This window comes from Winogradskyella sp. PC-19 (genome assembly GCF_002163855.1).
Taxonomy (GTDB): Bacteria; Bacteroidota; Bacteroidia; order Flavobacteriales; family Flavobacteriaceae; genus Winogradskyella.
Genome location: NZ_CP019332.1, coordinates 2,255,724 through 2,276,983, shown reverse-complemented (window position 1 = coordinate 2,276,983; position 21,260 = coordinate 2,255,724). Strand labels below are relative to the sequence as shown.

The window sequence follows — 21,260 nt, the reverse complement described above, 5'->3', positions numbered from 1 at the left end:
ATCTTATGGTAAATATAATTATAACTCCTAAATAAATTAATAGATTATAGAATAGTAACAATTACCTAACATTTATCGGATAAAAATGCATTTTTATCCGATAAAGAAAAGTTAATTTTAAATAAATGTAAAATCACACCTTAATTGCTTAATATCATTTACTTAAAGCCAATATTCTTCTTATATTTGAAACACTTATAACTACAATTAATTAATTATGAAAAAACTTTACTTTTTACTTTTTACAATTTTAATGTCTGCTGCTTCTTTTGGGCAGACTACAGTTTTTGTTAATGAGCTTCATTATGACAATGGTGGTTCTGACGTTAATGAAGGCTTAGAAATAGCTGGTCCTGCTGGAACTGACTTGACTGGTTGGTCAATAGAAAAATACAACGGAAGTAATAGCGGGTCTTATGGTACTGAAAGTTTATCAGGAACTATACCTAATCAAGATAATGGATATGGGACATTAGGCTTTATTTTTGCTTCTAACGCATTACAAAACGGTTCACCTGATGCAATCGCTTTAGTTGATGATATGGGAAATGTAATTCAGTTTCTAAGTTACGAAGGTGTTATAACAGCCGTTGGAGGTCCTGCAGACGGACTTACCTCAACAGATATAGGAGTTTCTGAAGGAGGCGGCACAGCAGTTGGAGAGTCATTACAGCTTACTGGATCTGGAACTACTTATGAAAATTTTACTTGGGCAAGTAATGTGGCTGAAACCAATGGATCGGTAAATACAGGGCAAACATTTGGTACAGCAACAGCAACAATTTCTATTACATCGCCATCAGATGGTGCTAATTTACCTTCTGGAACTAATCCAGTAAACCTTGAGTGGTCAACGAATAATTTAGCGGGTAATGAATTTGTAAATGTAATTGTAAATATGGGTTCTCCTAGTAGTGTTGCTCCTACAGCAACTCCTTTTCAAATTGCTACAACAGATGGAACAAGTTACAATGTTACTGTTGAATTAAGAGATGCAGGTAATATGCTTCTTGATTCTGATATGATATCTTTTAACGTTGAGTTCCCATGTGATTTAGTTTTAGAGGAACCAATCATAACATGTGATGCAGTAACTTCTGGAGTAGACACTTACACAACTAGAATAGATTTTACAGGTGGTGGAACTTCTAATTACACAGTTGATACTGGCGGTGTAGGCACACTAGATGTTAGTAATGGAAATCCTACTACTGATGCTAGTGGCTTTATGTTAATAACTATGGTAGATGAAGATGTTGATTTTACATTTAACATATCAGGTGATTCAGCTAACAGTAGCTGTAATTTATTTGAAAATATTAGTAGTCCAACTTGCGTTTCTGTAACATGCGCAAATCCAGGTGATGTTTTTATTTCTGAAGTTATGAGAAACCCTTCTGCAGTTGGTGATGAATTTGGTGAGTATTTTGAAGTTTATAACAACACTTCAAGTGATATAGATATGATAGGATGGGTAATAAAAGATGACGTAACTGCCACTGAAACTCATACCATTTCAACTTCTGCAATTGTTCCTGCTGGTGGTTACTTTGTATTCGCTATTAATGGAGACAGTGCAGTCAACGGTGGTATTAGTGGTGTATATTCTTATGAAGGAGATGTATCTTTAGGTAATGGCAATCCTGATGGTATCATTATAGAATGCTCAAGTACGGTTATTGACCAAGTTGTTTTTGATGGAACTTTCCCACCTGCAACTTCTGGTAATGCAATGGAACTATCTAATACGTTATTAGCAAGATTTAACAATCTAGATAACGACAATGGTGCTAATTGGGGTCTTGTACCTGCTGGTAATACTTATGGTGCTGGTGATTTAGGAACTCCAGGTGGAGCTAATGCATTTGCCTTATCAACTAATGATTTTAATACAGATAAGTTTTCAATCTTCCCTAACCCTACAAATACTGGAGAAGTAACTATTTCTTCTGTAAATGCAACTCCAATTGCAGTTTCTGTATTTGATATTTTAGGTAAGCAAGTTAAGAACGAAACAATTTCGAATAACAAATTGAATGTTTCTAACTTAAAAAGTGGTATCTATTTATTAAGATTAACACAAGACGGAGCGACTAGCACTAAAAAATTAGTGATTAGATAATCTATATAAAATTTAATATTCTAAAAAAGCGCTACCGATTGGTAGCGCTTTTTGTTTTGCTTAATTTTGTATCATGATAGAAACGGATAAAATTTTCAATATCTCATCAGATGAAGAATTTAAAGAATTAGCCTTAAAGGTCTTTAAATTTCAATTTGAAAATAATCTGGTCTATCGCTCGTTTTGTGATTTATTATATAAACATCCAGCAGATATCACAGCGATTGAAGACATTCCGTTTTTACCTATACAGTTTTTTAAAACTCATGAGGTTTTAAGTTCAAAAAAATCTATTCAACAAACGTTCACAAGTTCTGGTACAACTGGAAGTATAACAAGTCAGCATCATGTTACAGATTTAAAAATATACGAAGAAAGTTTTCGACAAGGGTTTCAATATTTTTATGGTAAAATTGAAGATTATGTCATTTTAGCATTACTACCTTCTTATTTAGAACGCGATGGTTCGTCATTAATTTATATGGCGGATGATATTATAAAATCATCAAAACATCCTGAAAGTGGTTTTTACCTCAATAACATAGATGAACTCGCTGATACTTTAAAATCGCTTGAATCAAAAGGAAAAAAAACAATTTTAATCGGTGTTTCTTTTGCGTTACTTGACTTAGTTGAAAAATATGATTTTAATCTACAACACACTATTATCATGGAGACTGGTGGCATGAAAGGTCGACGAAAAGAAATGATTAGAACTGAATTGCATAACACATTAAAAAGAGGATTTAGTGTAGACCAAATACATAGCGAATATGGCATGACTGAACTTTTGAGTCAGGCATACTCAAAAGGTCATGGCATTTTTAAATGTCCACCTTGGATGAAAATCCTTACTCGTGACACAGAAGACGCACTTACTGTAAATACATATCAAAAGTCCGGAGGTATAAATATTGTTGATTTAGCTAATATCAATTCGTGCTCATTTATTGCTACTCAAGATTTAGGAAAAGTTTTAGAAGATGATACTTTTGAGATTATTGGTCGGTTTGATAACTCTGATATTCGTGGTTGTAATCTTATGGTTTTGTAAGTAAGTCTATTTTATTTCGACATAAAAAACTTAAATTATATATTATGAAAATTAGTACAATATTTCTTGTCTTTATTGTTACTATTAGCAATGCACAATCTATAGATTACAATCTAAAAAAAGGTTATGTTGCCGAAGGTTATGACGTGGTAGAATATTTTAAGAACAATGCTATTGAAGGCAAAAAAAGTTTTATAGCAACTCACGATAATGTAAAATATAAGTTTGTTTCTCAGAAAAACTTAGACATTTTTTTAAACTCACCAGAAAAATACATTCCGCAATATGGAGGTTATTGCGCATATGCTGTGGCTATTGACTCTAAAAAGGTAAGTGTTGACGCAGAAACCTTTGAAATACGAGATGGAAAACTCTATTTATTTTACAATTCTTGGGGAATAAATACCTTAAAAAAATGGGAAAAAAATAATGTGAAAGGTTTACAGAAAAAAGCCGACCAAAATTGGGAAGCTATTAAAAATTAATATTTCTATGAAAAAGAAAAATTAATAAATAGTTGAAAGTTGATTGATTGGTTGAAATGCCCAGAATCTATTCTGGGCATTTTTTTATTGTTAATTAAATAACTTTAATGATATAAGTATTACGTTTTCCTTTGTTAAGAATAACATACTTACTATTAATCAAATCTTCAGAAGAAATAATGTAATCCTCTTTTACTTTTTCTTTGTTTACGGATACAGAATTTTCTTTTAGTGCTCGTCTTGCTTCGCCATTAGACTTTAAGAATTCTGTTTTAGCAGCTAGTGCTGCAATCATATCTAAACCATTGTCCAAATCTGACTTAGGCAGTTCTGCTTGTGGAACACCTTCAAAAACATCTAAAAATGTACTCTCATCAATTGTAGCTATATCTGCCTTAAATGTTTTGCTGAATAAAACGTTTGATGCTCGCTCTGCATTTTCAAAATCAGCTTTAGAGTGTACCATTTTAGTAATTTCTTCAGCCAATCTTTTTTGTAATCCACGCTGATGAGGTGCTTCTTTGTGCATTGTAACAATACTTTCAATTTCTTCTTGGCCTAAAAATGTAAAAATCTTGATATATTTTTCAGCATCTTCGTCACTTGAGTTTAACCAATATTGATAAAATTTGTATGGTGAAGTTCTTTTAGCATCTAACCATACATTTCCTCCTTCAGATTTACCAAATTTAGAGCCATCACTTTTTGTGATTAATGGGCAAGTAATTGCAAAACCTTTACCGTTTCCTATGCGTCTTATCAATTCTGTCCCTGTGGTTATGTTTCCCCATTGATCACTTCCACCCATTTGTATTGTACAATTATTTGCCTTGTATAAGTGCAAAAAATCGTAACCTTGAACCAATTGGTATGTAAATTCTGTAAAACTCATACCGTCATTTGTTGATTCTGCAGAAATTCTATTTTTTACAGAATCTTTAGCCATCATATAGTTTACGGTAATATGCTTACCAACATCACGAATAAATTCTAAGAACGAAAACTCCTTCATCCAATCGTAATTGTTAACCAATTTTGCAGCATTCGGAGCATCACTTTCAAAATCAAGAAAATGAGCTAGCTGTCCTTTTATAGCTTCTTGATTATGTCTTAGCGTTTTTTCATCTAACAGATTACGCTCACTAGATTTCCCAGATGGGTCACCAATCATACCTGTGGCACCTCCAACTAAAGCCACTGGCTGATGTCCGCAACGCTGATAATGTGCTAATAGCATTATAGGCACCAAATTACCAATATGCAAAGAATCGGCCGTTGGATCAAATCCTACATAAGCACTTCGCATGGCTTCACCTAAGTGATCTTCGACACCTGGCATACTATCATGTAACATACCTCTCCATTTCAATTCTTCAACAAAATTCTTTCCCATTGGATATTAAAATTCAAAAATTAGTTTGGCAAAGATATGTTTCCGCTTTAAAAGACAAAAGGCAAATGCAAAAAAGCGTAAATTAGCTTTATGATTTTAGTAACAGGCGGAACAGGATTAGTAGGCTCTCATTTATTATATAAACTTATTAAAAAGGGTGAAAAAGTAAGAGCTACATTCAGACGCGCCCACAAGCTAGAAGCTACAAAACACGTGTTTTCTTATTATTCTGAAAATTGGGAAGAATTATATAATAAGATTGAATGGATTGATGTAGATATTACTGATATCCCAAAACTTCAAGATGCTTTTGTAAGTATCGATACTGTTTATCACTGTGCGGCTTTCATTTCTTTTGAACCTGATAAATACAAAACCTTACGCCAAATCAATATTGAAGGTACAGCCAATATAGTTAATCTTAGTATTAGCAATCATATAAAAAAACTTTGCTATGTAAGTTCTATTGCTGCAATAGGGCAAACTAATAATCCTGAAAAATTAATAACAGAGAATACCACTTGGAACCCTGAAGAAGACAATAGTGTTTATGCTATTACAAAGTATGGTGCAGAGTTAGAGGTTTGGCGTGGATCACAGGAAGGATTAGATGTCGTTGTTGTTAATCCGGGAATAATTTTAGGCCCAGGTTTTTGGTATAGCGGCGGAAGCGGAAGTCTATTTAATCAGATTTACAAAGGATTAAATTTTTACACCAAAGGTGGCTCAGGCTATGTTGATGTTTTGGATGTTACTAAAATTATGATTCTACTTACAGAAAGTGCTATTAAAAACGAAGGTTATATACTTATTGCTGAAAATCTTTTATTTAAAAATTTTAATTCTAAAACGGCTAAGGCCTTAGGCATTTCAAAAAAACAGAACTTAATTAAGTCGTGGCAACTTAATGTTTTATGGCGATTAGATTGGTTGAAGCATAAAGTATTTGGTAAACGAAGACAATTGTCAAAACAATTAGCCAAAACACTTTCGTCAATTACTAAGCATGATAATTCTAAAATAAAAACAGCACTAGATTTTGAATTCACACCTGTTGATGAGAGTATAAAAAGAGTATCAAATCTTTATTTGAAGGACTTAAAGAATTAATTGCTACTCTTAGCCGCGTCTAAATTTGGGTTAGCTTTTTGAATTTGCATTTTTTTCTGGATAGAATCTTTTATTCTCTTTCTTTCTTCCTGCTCTTCTTTCTCTATCGCTACAAATTTTTCTTTTTCAGTCGTTAACTTGACTTTGATTTCTTCGATTATAGCTTTATAAGTTTCTACATCATGTGCATAATAATCATTACTTGTAGCAAATTGAAGACTGTCAATATTATGCTTTCTAAGGATATATTGTTCCGGATTTAATCCTTGGACTTCAAGTTTTGAGCGACTTACACCTTTTGCCGAACTAACAACAAACATATCATGCAAGACGTTAACCATTTTATCTCTTGCAATAAGATTATCTGGTTTTTCGGGCTTTAGTTTTGGCTCGCAAGCCAAAAAAACAATAGAAATCAATAATATGCTTATGCTTTGTTTCATTTATTTTCTATCAAAAGTCAATCGCTGTCCTGCTTTAACGTCCATAACCTTAAAGTTATTATAAGCTAAAGTACCGTTTACAAATGTGTGTGTAATTCTACTTTTAAAAGTATTTCCTTCAAACGGAGACCAACCGCATTTATAAAGTATATTATCTTTGTTTACCGTCCAAGGACTATTTAAATCTGCGATAACTATATCGGCGTAATACCCTTCTTTTATATAGCCTCTTTTTTCGACATCAAATAAAATTGCAGGATTGTGTGCTGTTTTTTGAGCTATTGTTTCTAAGGATATTTTTTGATTATGATAAGCTTCTAGCAGTGCTACGAAAGCGTGCTGAACTAGTGGTCCACCAGACGGTGCACTTGTGTATGGGTTATTTTTTTCTTCAGTGGTATGTGGAGCATGATCAGTGGCAATCACGTCAATTCTGTCATCTAAGAGTGCTTTCCATAGTCCGTCTCTGTCATTGGCAGTTTTCACAGCGGGATTCCATTTTATCCTACTACCTTTTCTTTTATAATCTTGGTCTGAAAACCAAAGGTGATGTATACAAACCTCGGCTGTGATTTTTTTGTCCTTCAACGGAATTTTATTTGTAAAAAGCTCTGTTTCCTTTGCCGTTGATAAGTGAAAAACGTGTAACCGTGCTCCTGTTTTTTTGGCCAGCTCGATAGCTTTTGAAGACGACAAATAGCAAGCCTCTTCGCTTCTAATTACAGAATGCATTTCCATAGGAATGTCATCTCCATATTGAGCCTTTGCTTTAGCTAAATTTTCTCTTATTGTAGCTTCGTCTTCACAATGCACAGAAATTACTAAATCAGTACTCGAAAATATTTTTTCTAATATATCAGGATCATCGACCAACATATTACCTGTAGATGAACCTAAAAACAACTTTAATCCTGCTACAGATTTTGGGTCAACCTTTAAAATTTCTTCTAAGTTATCATTGGTACCACCAAACATAAAAGAGTAATTAGCATATGAAGATTGCTTAGCTATATCGAATTTTTCTTCTAATTTCTCTATAGTTGTAGTTTGCGGATTGGTATTAGGCATCTCTATAAAAGAAGTAATTCCTCCTGCAATAGCAGCTTTTGATTCTGTTTCGATATTAGCCTTATGAGTTAATCCTGGCTCTCTAAAATGTACTTGATCGTCAATCATTCCAGGGAACACGTGATTTCCTTCAACATCAATTACATTTACATCAGCAGACTTTACACTTATTGAGCTTTCAATCTCCTTGATTATGTTATCTTCAATTAATATATCTCCTTCGATGATTGCGCCTTCATTGACAATCTTTGCATTTTTTATAAGTGTTTGCTTACTCATTATTTTTCTTTATTAAAAAGGCTATTCCACTTAAGACTAATCACCCCAAAGATAGCCTCAGAAATTATTCCACTTGACATTTTTGATTTACCCCTAATTCGGTCTGTAAAGATAATTGGAATCTCAAGAATTTTAAAACCTTTTTTGTAGGCTTTAAATTTCATTTCTATCTGAAACGCATAACCGATAAATTTTATTTCATCCAGATTTATGACCTCTAGGACTTCTCTTTTATAACAAATAAATCCTGCGGTTGGATCTTGTATTCGCATTCCTGTTATTAGTTTCACATATAATGACGCGCCATAGGATAACAAAATTCGTGTCAACGGCCAATTAACTACATTAACACCTTTTATATAGCGTGAACCTACGATAACGTCTGACCCCATATTATTTGCTGCATCGTATAATCTTACCAAGTCTTTAGGATTATGAGAAAAATCAGCATCCATCTCAAAGATAAATTGATAATCTTTTTTTAAGCACCATTTAAATCCGTCAATATATGCAGTACCCAAACCGTTTTTACCTTCTCTACTTAATAGGTGTAAATTATCCTTATGAATAGTCTTTAGTTCTTCAACTATTGATGCTGTCCCATCGGGAGAATTATCATCTACAACAAGAACATGAAAATCATTGGGTAATAAAAAAACCGCTTCAATAATGGATTTTATATTCTCTTTCTCGTTGTAAGTTGGTATGATGACTATGGCATCACTCATTGGCTTAGTAATTTTAGCAAATGTAAAGTTTTTGAATTATTCTATACTGTTTATTTGGCTTTTAGGTTATAAATCAAATTTTAGACTTTTCTTCTTAAATTAGCCTAATGCTAAGAGAATACTTCACTCAAGATTTATATATCAGTCTAATCATAGGCTGCTTTGTTATTGTTGTGACTGCACGCCAATTGTTTGCAACTAGATTTATCGATTTTTTAGCTGTAATATGGAACGATAGGTATATTAAGATATATGCCAAAGAACAAAGAAAAATAGATGTTTTCACTGGTCTATTATTCTTAAATTTTATTGTAACACTAGGTATCTTTATTTTCCTTTCTTATTCACATTTAAAAGACTCAAACGTATTTGATAATAATTATCTGCTCCTAATTCTTTTCTCTGTTATAGCAATTACTTTGATTGTAAAGGCTTTGATAGAACGTCTTGTTGCTCATTTTTTTGAATTTTCAGAATTTGCTAAAATTTATTTATTTCAAAAATCTACTTATAAAAATATTTCTGGACTATTATTATTGCTTACTAATATTCTGTTATTATTCAGCAAATTGGATAAAAAACTAGTACTTTATTCAACAATCACTATACTATTATTAATTAATATCAGTGGTTTTTTAAGATTCTTGAAACTCTATCAAAAAGCTGTTATTTCTAATTTTTTCTATTTTTTATTGTATCTTTGCGCTCTCGAAATTGGACCTTATGTTATTTTGTATAAGGTAATTAAAGATTATTTCGGGTAAAAAAGCGTTTAGCATATGAAAGTAAAAACGATATTGGTGTCACAGCCTGAGCCTAAAATTGAAAATTCACCTTACTTCGATTTACAAGATCGTCAAAAGGTAAAAGTAGATTTCAGACCGTTTATTCATGTTGAAGGCGTAGAAGCCAAAGAAATTAGACAACAAAAAATTGACTTAAGTAAATTTTCTGCTATTGTATTAACAAGTAGAAATTCTGTAGATCATTTTTTTAGAGTTGCTGAAGAAATGCGTTTCAAAGTGCCAGACTCAATGAAGTACTTCTGCCAATCAGAAGCTGTAGCTTACTATTTACAAAAATATGTGGTTTACAGAAAACGAAAAATTTATGTTGGTAAGCGTACTTTTGAAGAGCTTTCTCCATTAATAAAAAAATATAAAGACGAAACCTTTTTATTACCAACTACAGACAAGGTAAAACCAATTATACCTAGTACTTTAGATAATCTTGGTGTAAAATGGACACAAGCTACCTTCTATAAAACTGTAATAAGTGATTTATCTGACTTAGAGAATGTAACTTATGATATTTTAGTATTCTTTAGTCCATCAGGTATAGATTCTTTATTTAAAAACTTTCCAGATTTTAAACAAAACGACACACGTCTTGCAGTGTTTGGAAATACAACAATTAAAGCTGTTGAAGCAAAAGGACTTCGTGTAGATATTGCTGCACCAACACCAGAAACACCTTCAATGACTATGGCTTTAAAAAAGTATATTGACCAAGTTAATAAAGGTAAATAGTCCTTTAAATTATTATAAAATAAAAAAAGCGATTCAGAAATTACTGAATCGCTTTTTTTTATTAGTATTTCTAATACTAATACTAAAAAGTATAGCGTTGTGGTCCACCGCGTCTAATTTCTTCTGACGCATAAGATTCAAACTGTTTAAAATTTTCTCTAAACTCATTAGATAATTTAAAAGCCATTTTGTAATAAGCTTCATCATTATCCCAAGTTGTTCTTGGGCTTAACACCTCATCTGGTACTCCAGGACAAGTTCTTGGTTGTGCAACTCCAAAAACAGAGTGAATATGATAATCATTGTAATTATAAAGCCCTAAATGACCTTCTAAAACAGCATTAATCATTGCACGTGTATATTTTAATTTTATTCTAGTTCCAACACCATAAGGTCCACCAGTCCAACCGGTATTAACCAACCAAACATTTACACCAGCATCTTTCATTTTTTTGCTGAGCATCTCTGCATATTTTGTAGGATGAAGCGGCATAAAAGGTGCTCCAAAACACGCCGAAAAAGATGGTTGTGGCTCTACAACACCAGCTTCTGTTCCTGCTACTTTAGCTGTATATCCAGAAATGAAATGATAGGCTGCTTGACTTGGTGTCAACTTAGAGATTGGAGGTAACACACCAAACGCATCTGCGGTTAAAAAGAAAATATTTTTAGGATTATTACCTACTGAAGGTTTTTTAATATTTTCTATATGATAAATAGGATAACTTACTCTAGTATTCTGAGTTATCGATGTATCAGCAAAATCGACATTGTTATTATCATCAAGAATGACGTTTTCAAGAATAGCGCCTTTTTTAATAGCTCCATAAATTTCTGGCTCTTGCTCCGCAGAAAGATTAATTACTTTAGCGTAACAACCACCTTCAAAATTAAAAACAGAATTCTCGCTTGTCCAACCGTGCTCATCGTCACCAATTAAACTTCTGTTTTGGTCTGTTGATAATGTTGTTTTTCCTGTTCCAGATAAACCAAAGAAAATTGCTGTATCACCATCTTCGCCAACATTGGCACTACAGTGCATCGGTAACGTGTTTTTAAATACTGGAAGAATAAAGTTTAATGCAGAAAAAATTCCTTTTTTAATTTCACCTGTATATCCAGTTCCTCCAATTAAGGCAATTTTTCTTGTAAAATCTAAAATCGCAAAATTGTGTTGACGCGTACCATCAATGTCTGCGTCTGCCATAAAACCTGGAGCATTAACAACAGTCCATTCTGGTACAAAATCTTTTAACTCATCTTCTGTAGGACGCAAAAACATGTTATAAGCAAACATGTTACTCCAAGGATACTCATTAATAACTCTGATGTTTAATTTGTAGTTTTCGTCTGCACAGGCGTAGCTATCTCTAACATACACTTCCTTTTCTGAAAGATAATCTACGACCTTATCGTAGAGCTTTTGAAACTTATCCGAATCAAACGGAATATTAATATCGCCCCACCAAACACGGTCTTTAGTAATATCATCTTTTACAATAAAACGATCTTGAGGAGAACGCCCTGTAAATTCGCCTGTATTTACTGCAAGCGTTCCGTTTGAAGTTTCTACACCTTGTCCATTTTCTACGGCTCTAGATTGTAGTTCGTCGGGAGATAATTGGTAGTTGATTTTTGCATTTTTAATTCCGTACTTTTCTAACGAAATCGTTTTCGTAGATTGGTCTGAATTTACCATATTTTTTTTGTTGTGTTATTCGGCAAAAGTAAAACTTTATTTTAAAATAGGCTCTTAAAAACTGTTAATCCAACTTAGTTTTTAAGATATTAATTAACAATACCAACCAAGCCAAAATAAGTAGCAATCCACCAATTGGTGTAACAAAGGCAATGGCCTTAAAATCAAAGGATGTTAATGCATTAGTAGCTAATCCATAAATTGAAAAAGAAAAGAAAAACACACCTAAAACAACTAATGTAAGAATATATGATTTTGCTTTTTGACTCATAAAGGATGTATTTCCTAAAATCAATAAGAAAAAGGCATGATACATTTGGTAACGAACACCTGTTTCAAAAGATTTTATCGCTTTTGCATCCACTAATTTCTCCAAACCATGAGCTGCAAAAGCACCTAAGATAATTCCTAAAATTCCAAAAATCGCAGCTGTAATCAATAATTTTTTGTTCATAAATATTTGGCTTTATAAATCTTAAATCGAATTTCAATTTACTACATTCGTATTATACAAAATTACTCATATAAAGCCACTATGCGAAAGATTTTAATTATCGGCGCAGGAAAATCATCCTCATATCTAATAAAATATTTAGTTGATAAATCAACTTCAGAAAATTTACAAATAACCATTGGTGATCTCAACGTTGATAATGTAAAGAAAATGGTTAGTGATACTAAAGTCAAAATCATCCATCTCGACGTTTTTGATGCCAAATCTCGTATAGTCGCTATTAAAAATGCAGATATAGTGGTGTCTATGTTACCTGCAAGATTTCACATCGAGGTTGCTAAGGATTGTATTACGTACAAGAAGCATATGGTTACAGCATCTTATGTTAGTGAAGAAATGAAAGCTTTAGACGAAGACGCCAAATCCAACAACTTGGTATTTATGAACGAGATTGGTGTAGATCCAGGCATTGACCATATGAGTGCCATGCAAGTTATTGACCGTATTAGAGATAATGGAGGTAAAATGATTTTGTTTGAATCGTTTACTGGTGGTTTAGTTGCACCTGAAAGTGATAATAATTTATGGAACTATAAATTTACATGGAATCCTAGAAATGTTGTTACTGCTGGACAAGGTGGCGCTGCAAAATTTTTACAAGAAAATCAGTTTAAATATATTCCTTATAATAGGCTATTTAGGCGCACAGAATTCTTAGAAATAGACAACTATGGACGTTTTGAAGCATATGCCAATCGAGACTCATTAAAATATCAACATGTTTACGGATTAGATCATGTAAAAACATTGTATCGTGGTACAATGCGTCGCGTTGGATTTAGTCGCGCATGGAATGTTTTTGTACAATTAGGAATGACAGATGACAGCTATACTATAGATGACAGTGAAAATATGAGCTATCGCGATTTTGTAAATGCATTTTTACCTTACAGTCCAACAGATTCAGTAGAATTAAAGTTTAGACACGCTTTAAAAATTGACCAAGACGACATTGTTTGGGATAAGTTTCTAGAACTAAATATTTTCAGTAGTACTAAAATGGTAGAACTGAAAAAAGCGACTCCTGCACAAATTCTACAAAAGATATTAATGGATAGTTGGACTTTAAGTCAAGACGATAAAGACATGATTGTTATGTATCATAAATTTGGCTACGAACTTGACGGAAAACGACATCAAATTGATGCTACTATGGTTGCTATTGGAGAAGACCAAACATATACTGCCATGGCAAAAACGGTTGGTTTACCTGTTGCTATGGCGACTCTTGCTGTACTTAACGGCAAAATAAAAACACCTGGTGTTCAAATACCAATAACCAAAGAAATTTATACGCCTATCCTTAAGGAATTAACCGAGTACAATATTCAATTTTCAGAAAAAGAAGTAGAGTATTTGGGTTACAACCCACTAAATGTCTGAATTGAAGTTACATTTTCTGATTCTTTTAGTACTTTTAACTTTCAGTTTTAAACTAAATATAAAATGAAAGTTAACGATAAAGGTATTTTCATAGATGGTATTGACAAAAAGATACTTCGTGCTTTAATGCAAGATGCAAGAACACCTATTTTAGAAATCGCACGAGCTGTCGGAATCTCAGGTGCAGCAATACACCAACGTCTTCGTAAGCTTGAAAAATCTGGTCTTTTAGCTGGGTCAAAATTTATCGTAAATCCTAAAATTTTAGGATATACAACTATGGCTTTCGTAGGCGTATATTTAGATAAAGCCGTTAGTAATCCAGAAGCTGTAAAACAATTAAAACGTATTCCTGAAGTTATTGAATGTCACTATACTACCGGAAATTGGAGTATTTTTATTAAGATTTTATCAAAAGACAACGAACATTTAATGCATGTTTTGAATACGCAAATACAGAGTATAACTGGTGTGTCGCGAACTGAAACTTTTATATCCTTACAACAACAGATTGACAGACAAATAAAAATCTAATCCTTAGGTTTAGTTTCGCTTTCCTTTGTTTGCTTTTCCTTTTCGGTTTTTGTAATGTTCTTCGAACCATTCTGGTGATTCTATATCATTATCGTAGATATAATCTGCTATTTGAGTAATATCCTCATCAGAATATTCAGCTTTTGGCATAACTCCAAATCGTCTAACAGCACCAAACATTTTGGCGTCAACTTCATTAGGATTTTTTATCCAAGCTCTCATAGCATTAGTAAAATCTAATTTAGTAGTCTTATCATTTATGTAATGTTTTTTTACGGCAATCATAGGTGGCGCCAATCTATTATCGTGGGTTGCTGTTGGACTATGACAAACGTAACATTTGTTTTCCAAAAGTGTTTTTCCTGGATGTGATTTTTGGGTCGAGTAACTCACTTCTTGAGATACATCAGAGAAATTTTTGGAATTATTGCAGCTTAACAAACCAAAAACTAAGACTAAAATTATAAAAACTCTTTTCATAACTGATTTGGATTTAATTGTACAATAAATATCCGAAATCAAGTTATTCTACTCTGTGACATTTGTCACATAACAGAATTATTTTTAACAATTTATAACCAGTCTAAATTCTTTTAGATACTATATTAATGCAAATAAAAAAGGCTCTGAATTTTCAGAACCTTTTTTAAATTTATTTGTAGTCTATATGATTAATCTCTTGACATAAATATCTGAAGGATATACCAAAACAATAACATTACAGCTGCAAAAATACCTAAGGCTGCACCGACATATTGATCTTCTGTATATTCATATTTTACTTTAGAAGTTTGGTATAATATAGCTGCACCAGCGAAAACGACCATAGCCATTGAGAACCATAAGCCTAGATTAAAACCAAACAAGCTTCCTGCTACAATTAATCCTACAACAATAAAACTAGCGATTACTAATCCTGTTTTTAAAAACGAAAAATTTTTGTTAGTCATAAATACAACTGCTGTCAATCCTCCGAAAAGGCAAAGTGTAACTATAACTGCTTGCGTTAACATATCAGTACCAGTAGATGAATAAGCTGCATAATAAATCATTGGCAAAAAGATAATCGCTTCTAATAACACGTATAAACCTAAGCCCATGTATTGCGTCTGTCGAGACTCGTGATGTGCTAGTTTATCTGCCATTGAACTTCCTACCCAAAAAAGACCTAATACGATTAGCCATGAAAAGTTATTGGCAAACATTAGGTTTATTAGATTTACAACAGTGTCTTCAAACATTGTAATAAATATATACTCGAGTATAGTAAATGCTAAAACTGCCCATGCCACATGCATGTATGTTTTGCGATAGAAAGTTGCCTTTTGACTATCTTCTAAATTGCCAACTAAAATTGGACCTTGCACTTGATTTTCCATAAAAATTGATTAGTTTTTTATAAATGTAAGTGATTTCTTAAATAGAAACAAAAAAGGCTCTGAAATTTCAGAGCCTTTTTTGTTTTTTAAATATTTATTAATCACGACCTCCAAACACTTGAAGTGCCCAATATAATAAGGATGCTAAAGCACCAATCGCAGCAACCAAATAAGTTCTTGCAGCCCATTTAAGTGCATCTTCTGCACCTTCATATTCTTGTTGGTTTACCATGTTTTTAGTTTTTAACCAAGCTAAAGCACGATTACTAGCATCGTATTCTACTGGTAATGTTATAAAACTAAATAATGTAGCTGCTCCCATAAATACTAATCCAGCCACAGCAACCCAATATCCTAAACCAGCTGTAGCACCTAATATTAATCCACCGATAACAAGCCATTGACTCATGCCAGAAGTTACACTAACAATTGGTACTAATTGCGAGCGCATTTGCAAAGCACCATAAGCTGTGGCATGTTGTACTGCATGACCAACCTCATGTGCAGCAACTGCCGCTGCGGCGGCATTACGCTGGTTATATACAGCTTCACTAAGGTTTACTGTTTTGTTTTTCGGATTATAATGATCTGTTAATTGTCCTCTAACTGATATCACCTCAACATCATAAATACCATTATCAGCCAACATCTTTTCGGCAATTTCGCGACCAGACATTCCATTTTGTAATTGTCGTTTAGAATAGAATGCAAACTTTTGTTTTAGCTTGTTACTAACTAACCAACTCACCAATGCTATTGCTCCTATTAATATATAATATCCAAACATAATTTTATCTTTTTAATATTTTAAAATTACTAATTATAATACAAAAAGTGCGCCAAATACTTGTTAAGAAATTTTGTCAGTTTAGACTTCGCTACATTGCTTCAATTGACCAATTAAAAGCTTCTGCAATTTCATCATATACAATTTTACCATCAACAATGTTAAGCCCTTTTGCTAATACTTTATCTTTATCAAGTGCATTTTTCCAACCTAAATTTGCCAGTTTTAAAACATAAGGCAAAGTCACATTAGTTAATGCCAAAGTCGATGTATAAGGCACTGCACCTGGCATATTAGCAACACAATAATGTACCACATCATCAATAATATAAGTTGGATCTTCGTGTGTAGTTGCTTTTGTGGTTTCTATACAACCACCTTGATCTACAGCAACATCCACCAAAACAGTACCTGGTCTCATTTCTTTAAGCATATCACGAGTTATTAGCTTAGGTGCTTTTGCACCTTTAACTAAAACACCTCCTATAATAAGATCATGATTTTGAATTCGTTTTCTGATATTATACTCACTTGAAAATTCCGTTACTACATGACTTGGCATCACATCGTTAACATAACGTAATTGCTTCATATTAATATCCATAATCGTCACATGCGCACCTAAACCTGCGGCCATTTTTGCAGCTTGAATTCCCACTGTTCCTGCACCTAAAACTAAAACTTTACCTGGTGGCACTCCTGGAACGCCACCTAATAGAACGCCACGACCTTTAATAGGTTTTTCTAAATATTTAGCACCTTGTTGTATGGCCATACGACCAGCAACCTCTGACATCGGTGTTAAAAGTGGTAAAGTACCATCAGCATCTTCTACTGTTTCATAAGCAATACAAACAGCTTTACTCTTAAGCATAGCTTTAGTCAAAGGCTCACTAGATGCAAAGTGAAAATATGTAAATACGACGTGATGCGATTTTATTAGTGGGTATTCTTCTGCTATAGGTTCTTTGACCTTTACAATCATTTCACTTGACCCATATACTTCTTCGATAGTATCTAAAACGATGGCACCAACATCTTTATAATCTTGATCAAAAAATCCACTTCCAAATCCTGCATCTTTTTGCACAAATACAGTGTGGTCTCTTTTTGTTAATTCGAAAACGCCCGAAGGTGTCATACCGACTCGGTTTTCGTTGTTTTTGATTTCTTTTGGAACTCCAATTTTCATACTCGTTGTAGTGTTGAGATTAGTAATTGGACTTGAATTTAAATTTAAATTTTAAAACGAATAGTCTTAAAATGAGATATTTAAAATAATTACGAATGTGATAATTTAAAGAATAAATATTATGAAATCCGTAATTTTATTGAAGCAGATTAAAATAAGTTAGTTCTTATTCTCCGTAACCTTTATCACTTTTTTGTCTTGAAAAGTAATTACCAATTCGGCTTCGTCATTATCAAAAAAACTAGGTGCTTTTCCTAGCCTATAAATCAATTGAAGTTTTTGGTTATTTAAAGTCAATGCTGGTTGACCTAAAAGAGTTATTACATCTGCTTGTGACTTTCCGATGAATAATTGCGACTCAATGATATCGTCAACCATTTGGTAACGTTCTTGCGGCTTACTTTGCCATTCGGCTTGGGCAAAGTCTTTTTCGAAAATAAGTAGTAACAATTGACTAATAAAAAAGGCTGCTATTAAAATAACAGCAACCTTTTTCAATCTTTTTTTATTAAGCCAATTCATGACATTACCCTACAATATTTACAATTTTACCTGGTACAACAATTACCTTTTTAGGTGTGCGACCTTGTAATTGTTCTTGCGTTTTTTCGTGTGCTAATACTATCTTTTCAATCTCATCTTTTGATAAGTCTAAAGACAATTCTAAAGTAAAACGCATTTTACCATTAAACGAAATTGGATAATTTTTGTTGCTCTCTACCAAATGACTTTCATCAAAAATTGGGAAAGGTGCCGTAGAAATCGATTCATTATTTCCTAATTGTGACCATAATTCTTCAGCGATATGTGGTGCATAAGGTGAAATTAAAATCAACAATGGTTGCAAGATATCTTTGCTTGTACACTTTTGAGCTGTCAACTCATTAACCGCAATCATAAATGTAGACACAGATGTGTTGAATGAGAAATTCTCAATATCCTCTTCTACTTTTTTAATGGTTTTATGTAGTGTTTTTAAATTGTCTTTTGAAGGCTCAACATCATTGACATTTAAACTATCTTGACCAACATACAATTTCCAAAGTTTCTTTAAGAAATTATGCACACCAGTAATACCTGCTGTATTCCAAGGTTTGTATTGTTCTAATGGCCCAAGGAACATTTCGTATAGTCTTAGACTGTCTGCGCCATATTGTTCTACAATATCATCTGGATTGACGACATTGTATTTGGATTTTGACATTTTTTCGACATCTCTAGAAACTTTAAAAGTTCCATCTTCTTCAGTTATAAATTCCGCATTTTTGAATTCAGCTCTCCAATTTCTAAAAGCTTCTATATCTAATTCATCTGAGGAATTTACAAATGATACGTCTGCATGAATTGGAATAAATTGTTCCCAATTTGTTTCTACCGTTGTAAAAATACTTCTAATTCCATTTTTAGAAACAACACTATCGAACAAAGCTTTTTCAAGTTTTTTATATTCAGGATAATCTGTCATTGATGACTTATTATCAACCAGTTTCTGAATGAAATCTTTACTAAAGAAAACTGGATTAATAAATTGTTTACTTTTAATTCTATAAATGATAGCACTCGTCCCTAATATCATTCCTTGGTTAATCAGCTTTTTGAAAGGCTCATCAACACCAACAAAACCTCTGTCTTTCAATAGTTTTACCCAAAAACGCGAGTATAATAAATGGCCTGTGGCGTGTTCGCTACCACCAATGTATAAATCTACATTTTCCCAATAATTCAAAGCCTCTTCGCTTGCAAAAACATCGTCACGATTGGCTTCTTCCATATAACGAAAAAAGTACCATGAACTTCCTGCCCAACCTGGCATGGTATTCAACTCTAAGGGATGAATCGTTGTATTATTTATTTTGTCATTGCTAACAACAGTATTGCTTTCTGTACACCAAGCCCAAACATCAGCACGACCTAATGGCGGCTCACCTTCTTCCGTTGGTAAATATTTTTCGACTTCTGGTAAAACAATTGGCAAATGTGCTTTGTCAATCATTTGCGGCATATCGTTGACGTAATATACTGGGAAAGGTTCGCCCCAATAACGCTGTCTAGAGAAGACTGCATCACGCAAACGGTAATTGGTTTTTCCTTCGCCTTGACCAATTTGCTCTAATTCGTATATCGCACGTTTTGATGCTTTTTTATAGTTCATTCCGTTTAAGAAATCACTGTTTGCAATCTTAACGTTGTCTTTTGAACCATAAGCTTCTTCAGAAATATCGACGCCTTCAAAAATATTTGGTATTGCAATATCAAAATGCTTTGCAAAATCGTAGTCACGTTGGTCACCACAAGGTACTGCCATAACTGCGCCTGTTCCGTAGCTTGCCAAAACGTAATCGCCAATCCAAATCGGGATTAGTTCTTTTGTAAAAGGATGCTCTGCATATGCACCAGTAAATACCCCAGAAATAGTTTTTACATCTGCCATACGCTCTCGTTCACTTCGCTTTGCGGTAGCATCAACATAAGCATCGACAGCTTCTTTTTGTTCTGGTGTTGTTATTTGAGACACGTAATCGTGCTCTGGTGCTAAGGTCATAAAACTTACACCGTAAATTGTATCTGGTCGCGTTGTAAAAACGTCTATTTTTTTATCATGACCGTTGACATTAAACGTCACAGAAGCGCCAACCGATTTTCCAATCCAATTGCGTTGGCTTTCTTTTAAAGAATCTGTCCAATCAATAGTTTCTAAACCTTGAAGTAAACGCTCGGCATAAGCAGAAATACGCATACTCCATTGTGTCATTTTTTTACGCACTACCGGATGACCACCACGTTCTGAAACGCCATTTACGATTTCGTCATTTGCTAAAACAGTTCCTAAAGCTGGACACCAGTTAACTTCGGTCTCCGCTAAATAGGTTAGTCTGTATTTAAGTAGTATTTCTTGTTGTTTTTCGGATGAAAAACTATTCCATTCTTCAGCAGAAAATGGATCTATATTATCGTCACAAGCTGCGTTGACAGTTGCGTTTCCTTCAGCTTCAAAAACGGATATTAATGTTTTAATATCTTCAGCTTTGTTGGTCTCATTATTAAACCAAGACTCAAACAACTGAATAAAAATCCACTGCGTCCATTTGTAATATTCAGGATTACTTGTACGTACTTCTCTGCTCCAATCGAAAGAAAATCCGATTTGGTCTAACTGACGACGATAGGTTTTTATATTCGCTTCTGTAGTAATTGCTGGATGTTGACCCGTTTGAATTGCGTACTGCTCAGCAGGCAAACCAAAACTATCATAACCTTGAGGATGCAATACATTAAATCCTTTGTGGCGTTTGTAACGCGCATAAATATCACTGGCAATGTAACCTAACGGATGCCCAACGTGTAAACCTGCACCACTTGGATAAGGGAACATATCTAGTACATAATACTTTGGCTTATCGCTGGTATTTGAAGCCTTAAATGTTTTGTTATCTGACCAATATTTTTGCCAGTTTTTTTCAATCTGATTGAAATCGTATCGCATCACAGTATTTTCCTTGAAATAAGCGCCAAATTTAGGGCTATTACAACACATTTAAAAACTAAACGTTGTAATACTCA

20 protein-coding genes are annotated in these 21,260 nt (G+C 33.3%); 8 read left to right on the top strand and 12 right to left on the bottom strand.

Annotated features, from left to right (window positions below):
- Nucleotides 1-217: 217 nt before the first annotated feature.
- The 3 genes from BTO05_RS10420 to BTO05_RS10410 all read left to right on the top strand — a co-directional run bounded on the left by BTO05_RS10420 (nt 218) and on the right by BTO05_RS10410 (nt 3,661).
- On the top strand, nt 218-2,122 hold the full coding sequence (locus BTO05_RS10420) for a lamin tail domain-containing protein (protein WP_087492603.1): 1,905 nt from the start codon (nt 218-220) through the stop codon (nt 2,120-2,122).
- Between the two features lie 73 nt (nt 2,123-2,195).
- Nucleotides 2,196-3,176: an acyl transferase gene (locus tag BTO05_RS10415; protein WP_087492602.1), complete on the top strand. Its 981-nt coding sequence runs from the start codon at nt 2,196-2,198 to the stop codon at nt 3,174-3,176.
- 44 nt (nt 3,177-3,220) lie between these two features.
- Nucleotides 3,221-3,661: a YHS domain-containing (seleno)protein gene (locus BTO05_RS10410; RefSeq protein ID WP_087492601.1), complete on the top strand. Its 441-nt coding sequence runs from the start codon at nt 3,221-3,223 to the stop codon at nt 3,659-3,661.
- A gap of 94 nt (nt 3,662-3,755) precedes the next feature.
- On the opposite strand, the gene tyrS is transcribed toward BTO05_RS10410, so the two are convergent.
- The gene (tyrS, locus tag BTO05_RS10405; protein WP_087492600.1) at nt 3,756-5,054 is read right to left on the bottom strand and encodes a tyrosine--tRNA ligase; all 1,299 of its coding nucleotides are present in this window, start codon (nt 5,052-5,054) and stop codon (nt 3,756-3,758) included.
- A 90-nt stretch (nt 5,055-5,144) separates the two neighbouring features.
- Between tyrS and BTO05_RS10400 the strand changes: the two genes are divergently transcribed.
- Complete coding sequence (locus BTO05_RS10400) at nt 5,145-6,164, top strand: NAD-dependent epimerase/dehydratase family protein (protein WP_087492599.1); 1,020 nt, start codon at nt 5,145-5,147, stop codon at nt 6,162-6,164.
- On the opposite strand, the gene BTO05_RS10395 is transcribed toward BTO05_RS10400, so the two are convergent.
- Genes BTO05_RS10395 through BTO05_RS10385 form a run of 3 tightly spaced genes read right to left on the bottom strand, consistent with a single transcriptional unit; the run spans nt 6,161 to nt 8,682 of the window.
- Nucleotides 6,161-6,607: a DUF4296 domain-containing protein gene (locus tag BTO05_RS10395; RefSeq protein ID WP_087492598.1), complete on the bottom strand. Its 447-nt coding sequence runs from the start codon at nt 6,605-6,607 to the stop codon at nt 6,161-6,163. The two genes, BTO05_RS10400 and BTO05_RS10395, sit on opposite strands and share 4 nt — an antisense overlap.
- On the bottom strand, nt 6,608-7,954 hold the full coding sequence (locus tag BTO05_RS10390) for a dihydroorotase (protein ID WP_087492597.1): 1,347 nt from the start codon (nt 7,952-7,954) through the stop codon (nt 6,608-6,610). It abuts the gene before it with no gap.
- Nucleotides 7,954-8,682, bottom strand: a complete 729-nt coding sequence (locus BTO05_RS10385) for a polyprenol monophosphomannose synthase (RefSeq protein WP_087492596.1) — start codon at nt 8,680-8,682, stop codon at nt 7,954-7,956. Before BTO05_RS10385 ends, BTO05_RS10390 begins: the two co-directional genes overlap by 1 nt.
- A 107-nt stretch (nt 8,683-8,789) precedes the next feature.
- Here BTO05_RS10385 and BTO05_RS10380 point away from each other — a divergent pair, with 107 nt between their 5' ends.
- Nucleotides 8,790-9,446 (top strand): DUF4271 domain-containing protein, encoded by a 657-nt coding sequence (locus BTO05_RS10380; RefSeq protein WP_087492595.1) that lies wholly within the window; start codon nt 8,790-8,792, stop codon nt 9,444-9,446.
- Nucleotides 9,447-9,461: 15 nt separating this feature from the next.
- Nucleotides 9,462-10,211, top strand: a complete 750-nt coding sequence (locus BTO05_RS10375) for a uroporphyrinogen-III synthase (protein WP_087492594.1) — start codon at nt 9,462-9,464, stop codon at nt 10,209-10,211.
- Nucleotides 10,212-10,293: 82 nt separating this feature from the next.
- On the opposite strand, the gene pckA is transcribed toward BTO05_RS10375, so the two are convergent.
- Together pckA and BTO05_RS10365 are read right to left on the bottom strand one after the other, a co-directional pair.
- The gene (pckA, locus tag BTO05_RS10370; RefSeq protein ID WP_087492593.1) at nt 10,294-11,910 is read right to left on the bottom strand and encodes a phosphoenolpyruvate carboxykinase (ATP); all 1,617 of its coding nucleotides are present in this window, start codon (nt 11,908-11,910) and stop codon (nt 10,294-10,296) included.
- Between the two features lie 64 nt (nt 11,911-11,974).
- Nucleotides 11,975-12,364: a DUF423 domain-containing protein gene (locus BTO05_RS10365; protein WP_087492592.1), complete on the bottom strand. Its 390-nt coding sequence runs from the start codon at nt 12,362-12,364 to the stop codon at nt 11,975-11,977.
- Nucleotides 12,365-12,445: 81 nt separating this feature from the next.
- Between BTO05_RS10365 and BTO05_RS10360 the strand changes: the two genes are divergently transcribed.
- Together BTO05_RS10360 and BTO05_RS10355 are read left to right on the top strand one after the other, a co-directional pair.
- Entirely contained in the window at nt 12,446-13,807 is a 1,362-nt protein-coding gene (locus tag BTO05_RS10360; protein ID WP_087492591.1) for a saccharopine dehydrogenase family protein, read from the top strand.
- 63 nt (nt 13,808-13,870) lie between these two features.
- On the top strand, nt 13,871-14,341 hold the full coding sequence (locus BTO05_RS10355) for an Lrp/AsnC ligand binding domain-containing protein (RefSeq protein WP_087492590.1): 471 nt from the start codon (nt 13,871-13,873) through the stop codon (nt 14,339-14,341).
- A gap of 9 nt (nt 14,342-14,350) precedes the next feature.
- Here BTO05_RS10355 and BTO05_RS10350 read toward each other — a convergent pair whose 3' ends face one another.
- The 6 genes from BTO05_RS10350 to BTO05_RS10325 form a co-directional block, all read right to left on the bottom strand.
- Nucleotides 14,351-14,821 (bottom strand): c-type cytochrome, encoded by a 471-nt coding sequence (locus BTO05_RS10350; protein ID WP_087492589.1) that lies wholly within the window; start codon nt 14,819-14,821, stop codon nt 14,351-14,353.
- 191 nt (nt 14,822-15,012) lie between these two features.
- Entirely contained in the window at nt 15,013-15,720 is a 708-nt protein-coding gene (locus BTO05_RS10345) for a Bax inhibitor-1 family protein (protein WP_087492588.1), read from the bottom strand.
- A 97-nt stretch (nt 15,721-15,817) separates the two neighbouring features.
- Nucleotides 15,818-16,507 (bottom strand): zinc metallopeptidase, encoded by a 690-nt coding sequence (locus BTO05_RS10340; protein ID WP_087492587.1) that lies wholly within the window; start codon nt 16,505-16,507, stop codon nt 15,818-15,820.
- 91 nt (nt 16,508-16,598) lie between these two features.
- A complete protein-coding gene (ald, locus tag BTO05_RS10335; RefSeq protein WP_087492586.1) occupies nt 16,599-17,699 on the bottom strand; it encodes an alanine dehydrogenase in 1,101 nt (366 codons plus the stop codon).
- A 159-nt stretch (nt 17,700-17,858) separates the two neighbouring features.
- On the bottom strand, nt 17,859-18,197 hold the full coding sequence (locus BTO05_RS10330) for a hypothetical protein (RefSeq protein WP_157662568.1): 339 nt from the start codon (nt 18,195-18,197) through the stop codon (nt 17,859-17,861).
- A 28-nt stretch (nt 18,198-18,225) separates the two neighbouring features.
- Entirely contained in the window at nt 18,226-21,183 is a 2,958-nt protein-coding gene (locus tag BTO05_RS10325) for a leucine--tRNA ligase (protein WP_087493345.1), read from the bottom strand.
- Between the last annotated feature and the right edge of the window lie 77 nt (nt 21,184-21,260).

Bases quoted from the DNA above. Each gene is read 5' to 3' on its own strand.
- BTO05_RS10420 (WP_087492603.1), top strand. From the start codon at position 218: ATGAAAAAACTTTACTTTTTACTTTTTACAATTTTAATGTCTGCTGCT.
- BTO05_RS10400 (WP_087492599.1), top strand. From the start codon at position 5,145: ATGATTTTAGTAACAGGCGGAACAGGATTAGTAGGCTCTCATTTATTA.
- BTO05_RS10380 (WP_087492595.1), top strand. From the start codon at position 8,790: ATGCTAAGAGAATACTTCACTCAAGATTTATATATCAGTCTAATCATA.
- BTO05_RS10390 (WP_087492597.1), bottom strand. From the start codon at position 7,954: ATGAGTAAGCAAACACTTATAAAAAATGCAAAGATTGTCAATGAAGGC.
- BTO05_RS10360 (WP_087492591.1), top strand. From the start codon at position 12,446: ATGCGAAAGATTTTAATTATCGGCGCAGGAAAATCATCCTCATATCTA.
- pckA (WP_087492593.1), bottom strand. From the start codon at position 11,910: ATGGTAAATTCAGACCAATCTACGAAAACGATTTCGTTAGAAAAGTAC.
- BTO05_RS10375 (WP_087492594.1), top strand. From the start codon at position 9,462: ATGAAAGTAAAAACGATATTGGTGTCACAGCCTGAGCCTAAAATTGAA.
- tyrS (WP_087492600.1), bottom strand. From the start codon at position 5,054: ATGGGAAAGAATTTTGTTGAAGAATTGAAATGGAGAGGTATGTTACAT.
- BTO05_RS10345 (WP_087492588.1), bottom strand. From the start codon at position 15,720: ATGGAAAATCAAGTGCAAGGTCCAATTTTAGTTGGCAATTTAGAAGAT.
- BTO05_RS10415 (WP_087492602.1), top strand. From the start codon at position 2,196: ATGATAGAAACGGATAAAATTTTCAATATCTCATCAGATGAAGAATTT.
- BTO05_RS10385 (WP_087492596.1), bottom strand. From the start codon at position 8,682: ATGAGTGATGCCATAGTCATCATACCAACTTACAACGAGAAAGAGAAT.
- BTO05_RS10340 (WP_087492587.1), bottom strand. From the start codon at position 16,507: ATGTTTGGATATTATATATTAATAGGAGCAATAGCATTGGTGAGTTGG.
- ald (WP_087492586.1), bottom strand. From the start codon at position 17,699: ATGAAAATTGGAGTTCCAAAAGAAATCAAAAACAACGAAAACCGAGTC.
- BTO05_RS10355 (WP_087492590.1), top strand. From the start codon at position 13,871: ATGAAAGTTAACGATAAAGGTATTTTCATAGATGGTATTGACAAAAAG.
- BTO05_RS10395 (WP_087492598.1), bottom strand. From the start codon at position 6,607: ATGAAACAAAGCATAAGCATATTATTGATTTCTATTGTTTTTTTGGCT.
- BTO05_RS10350 (WP_087492589.1), bottom strand. From the start codon at position 14,821: ATGAAAAGAGTTTTTATAATTTTAGTCTTAGTTTTTGGTTTGTTAAGC.
- BTO05_RS10410 (WP_087492601.1), top strand. From the start codon at position 3,221: ATGAAAATTAGTACAATATTTCTTGTCTTTATTGTTACTATTAGCAAT.
- BTO05_RS10325 (WP_087493345.1), bottom strand. From the start codon at position 21,183: ATGCGATACGATTTCAATCAGATTGAAAAAAACTGGCAAAAATATTGG.
- BTO05_RS10365 (WP_087492592.1), bottom strand. From the start codon at position 12,364: ATGAACAAAAAATTATTGATTACAGCTGCGATTTTTGGAATTTTAGGA.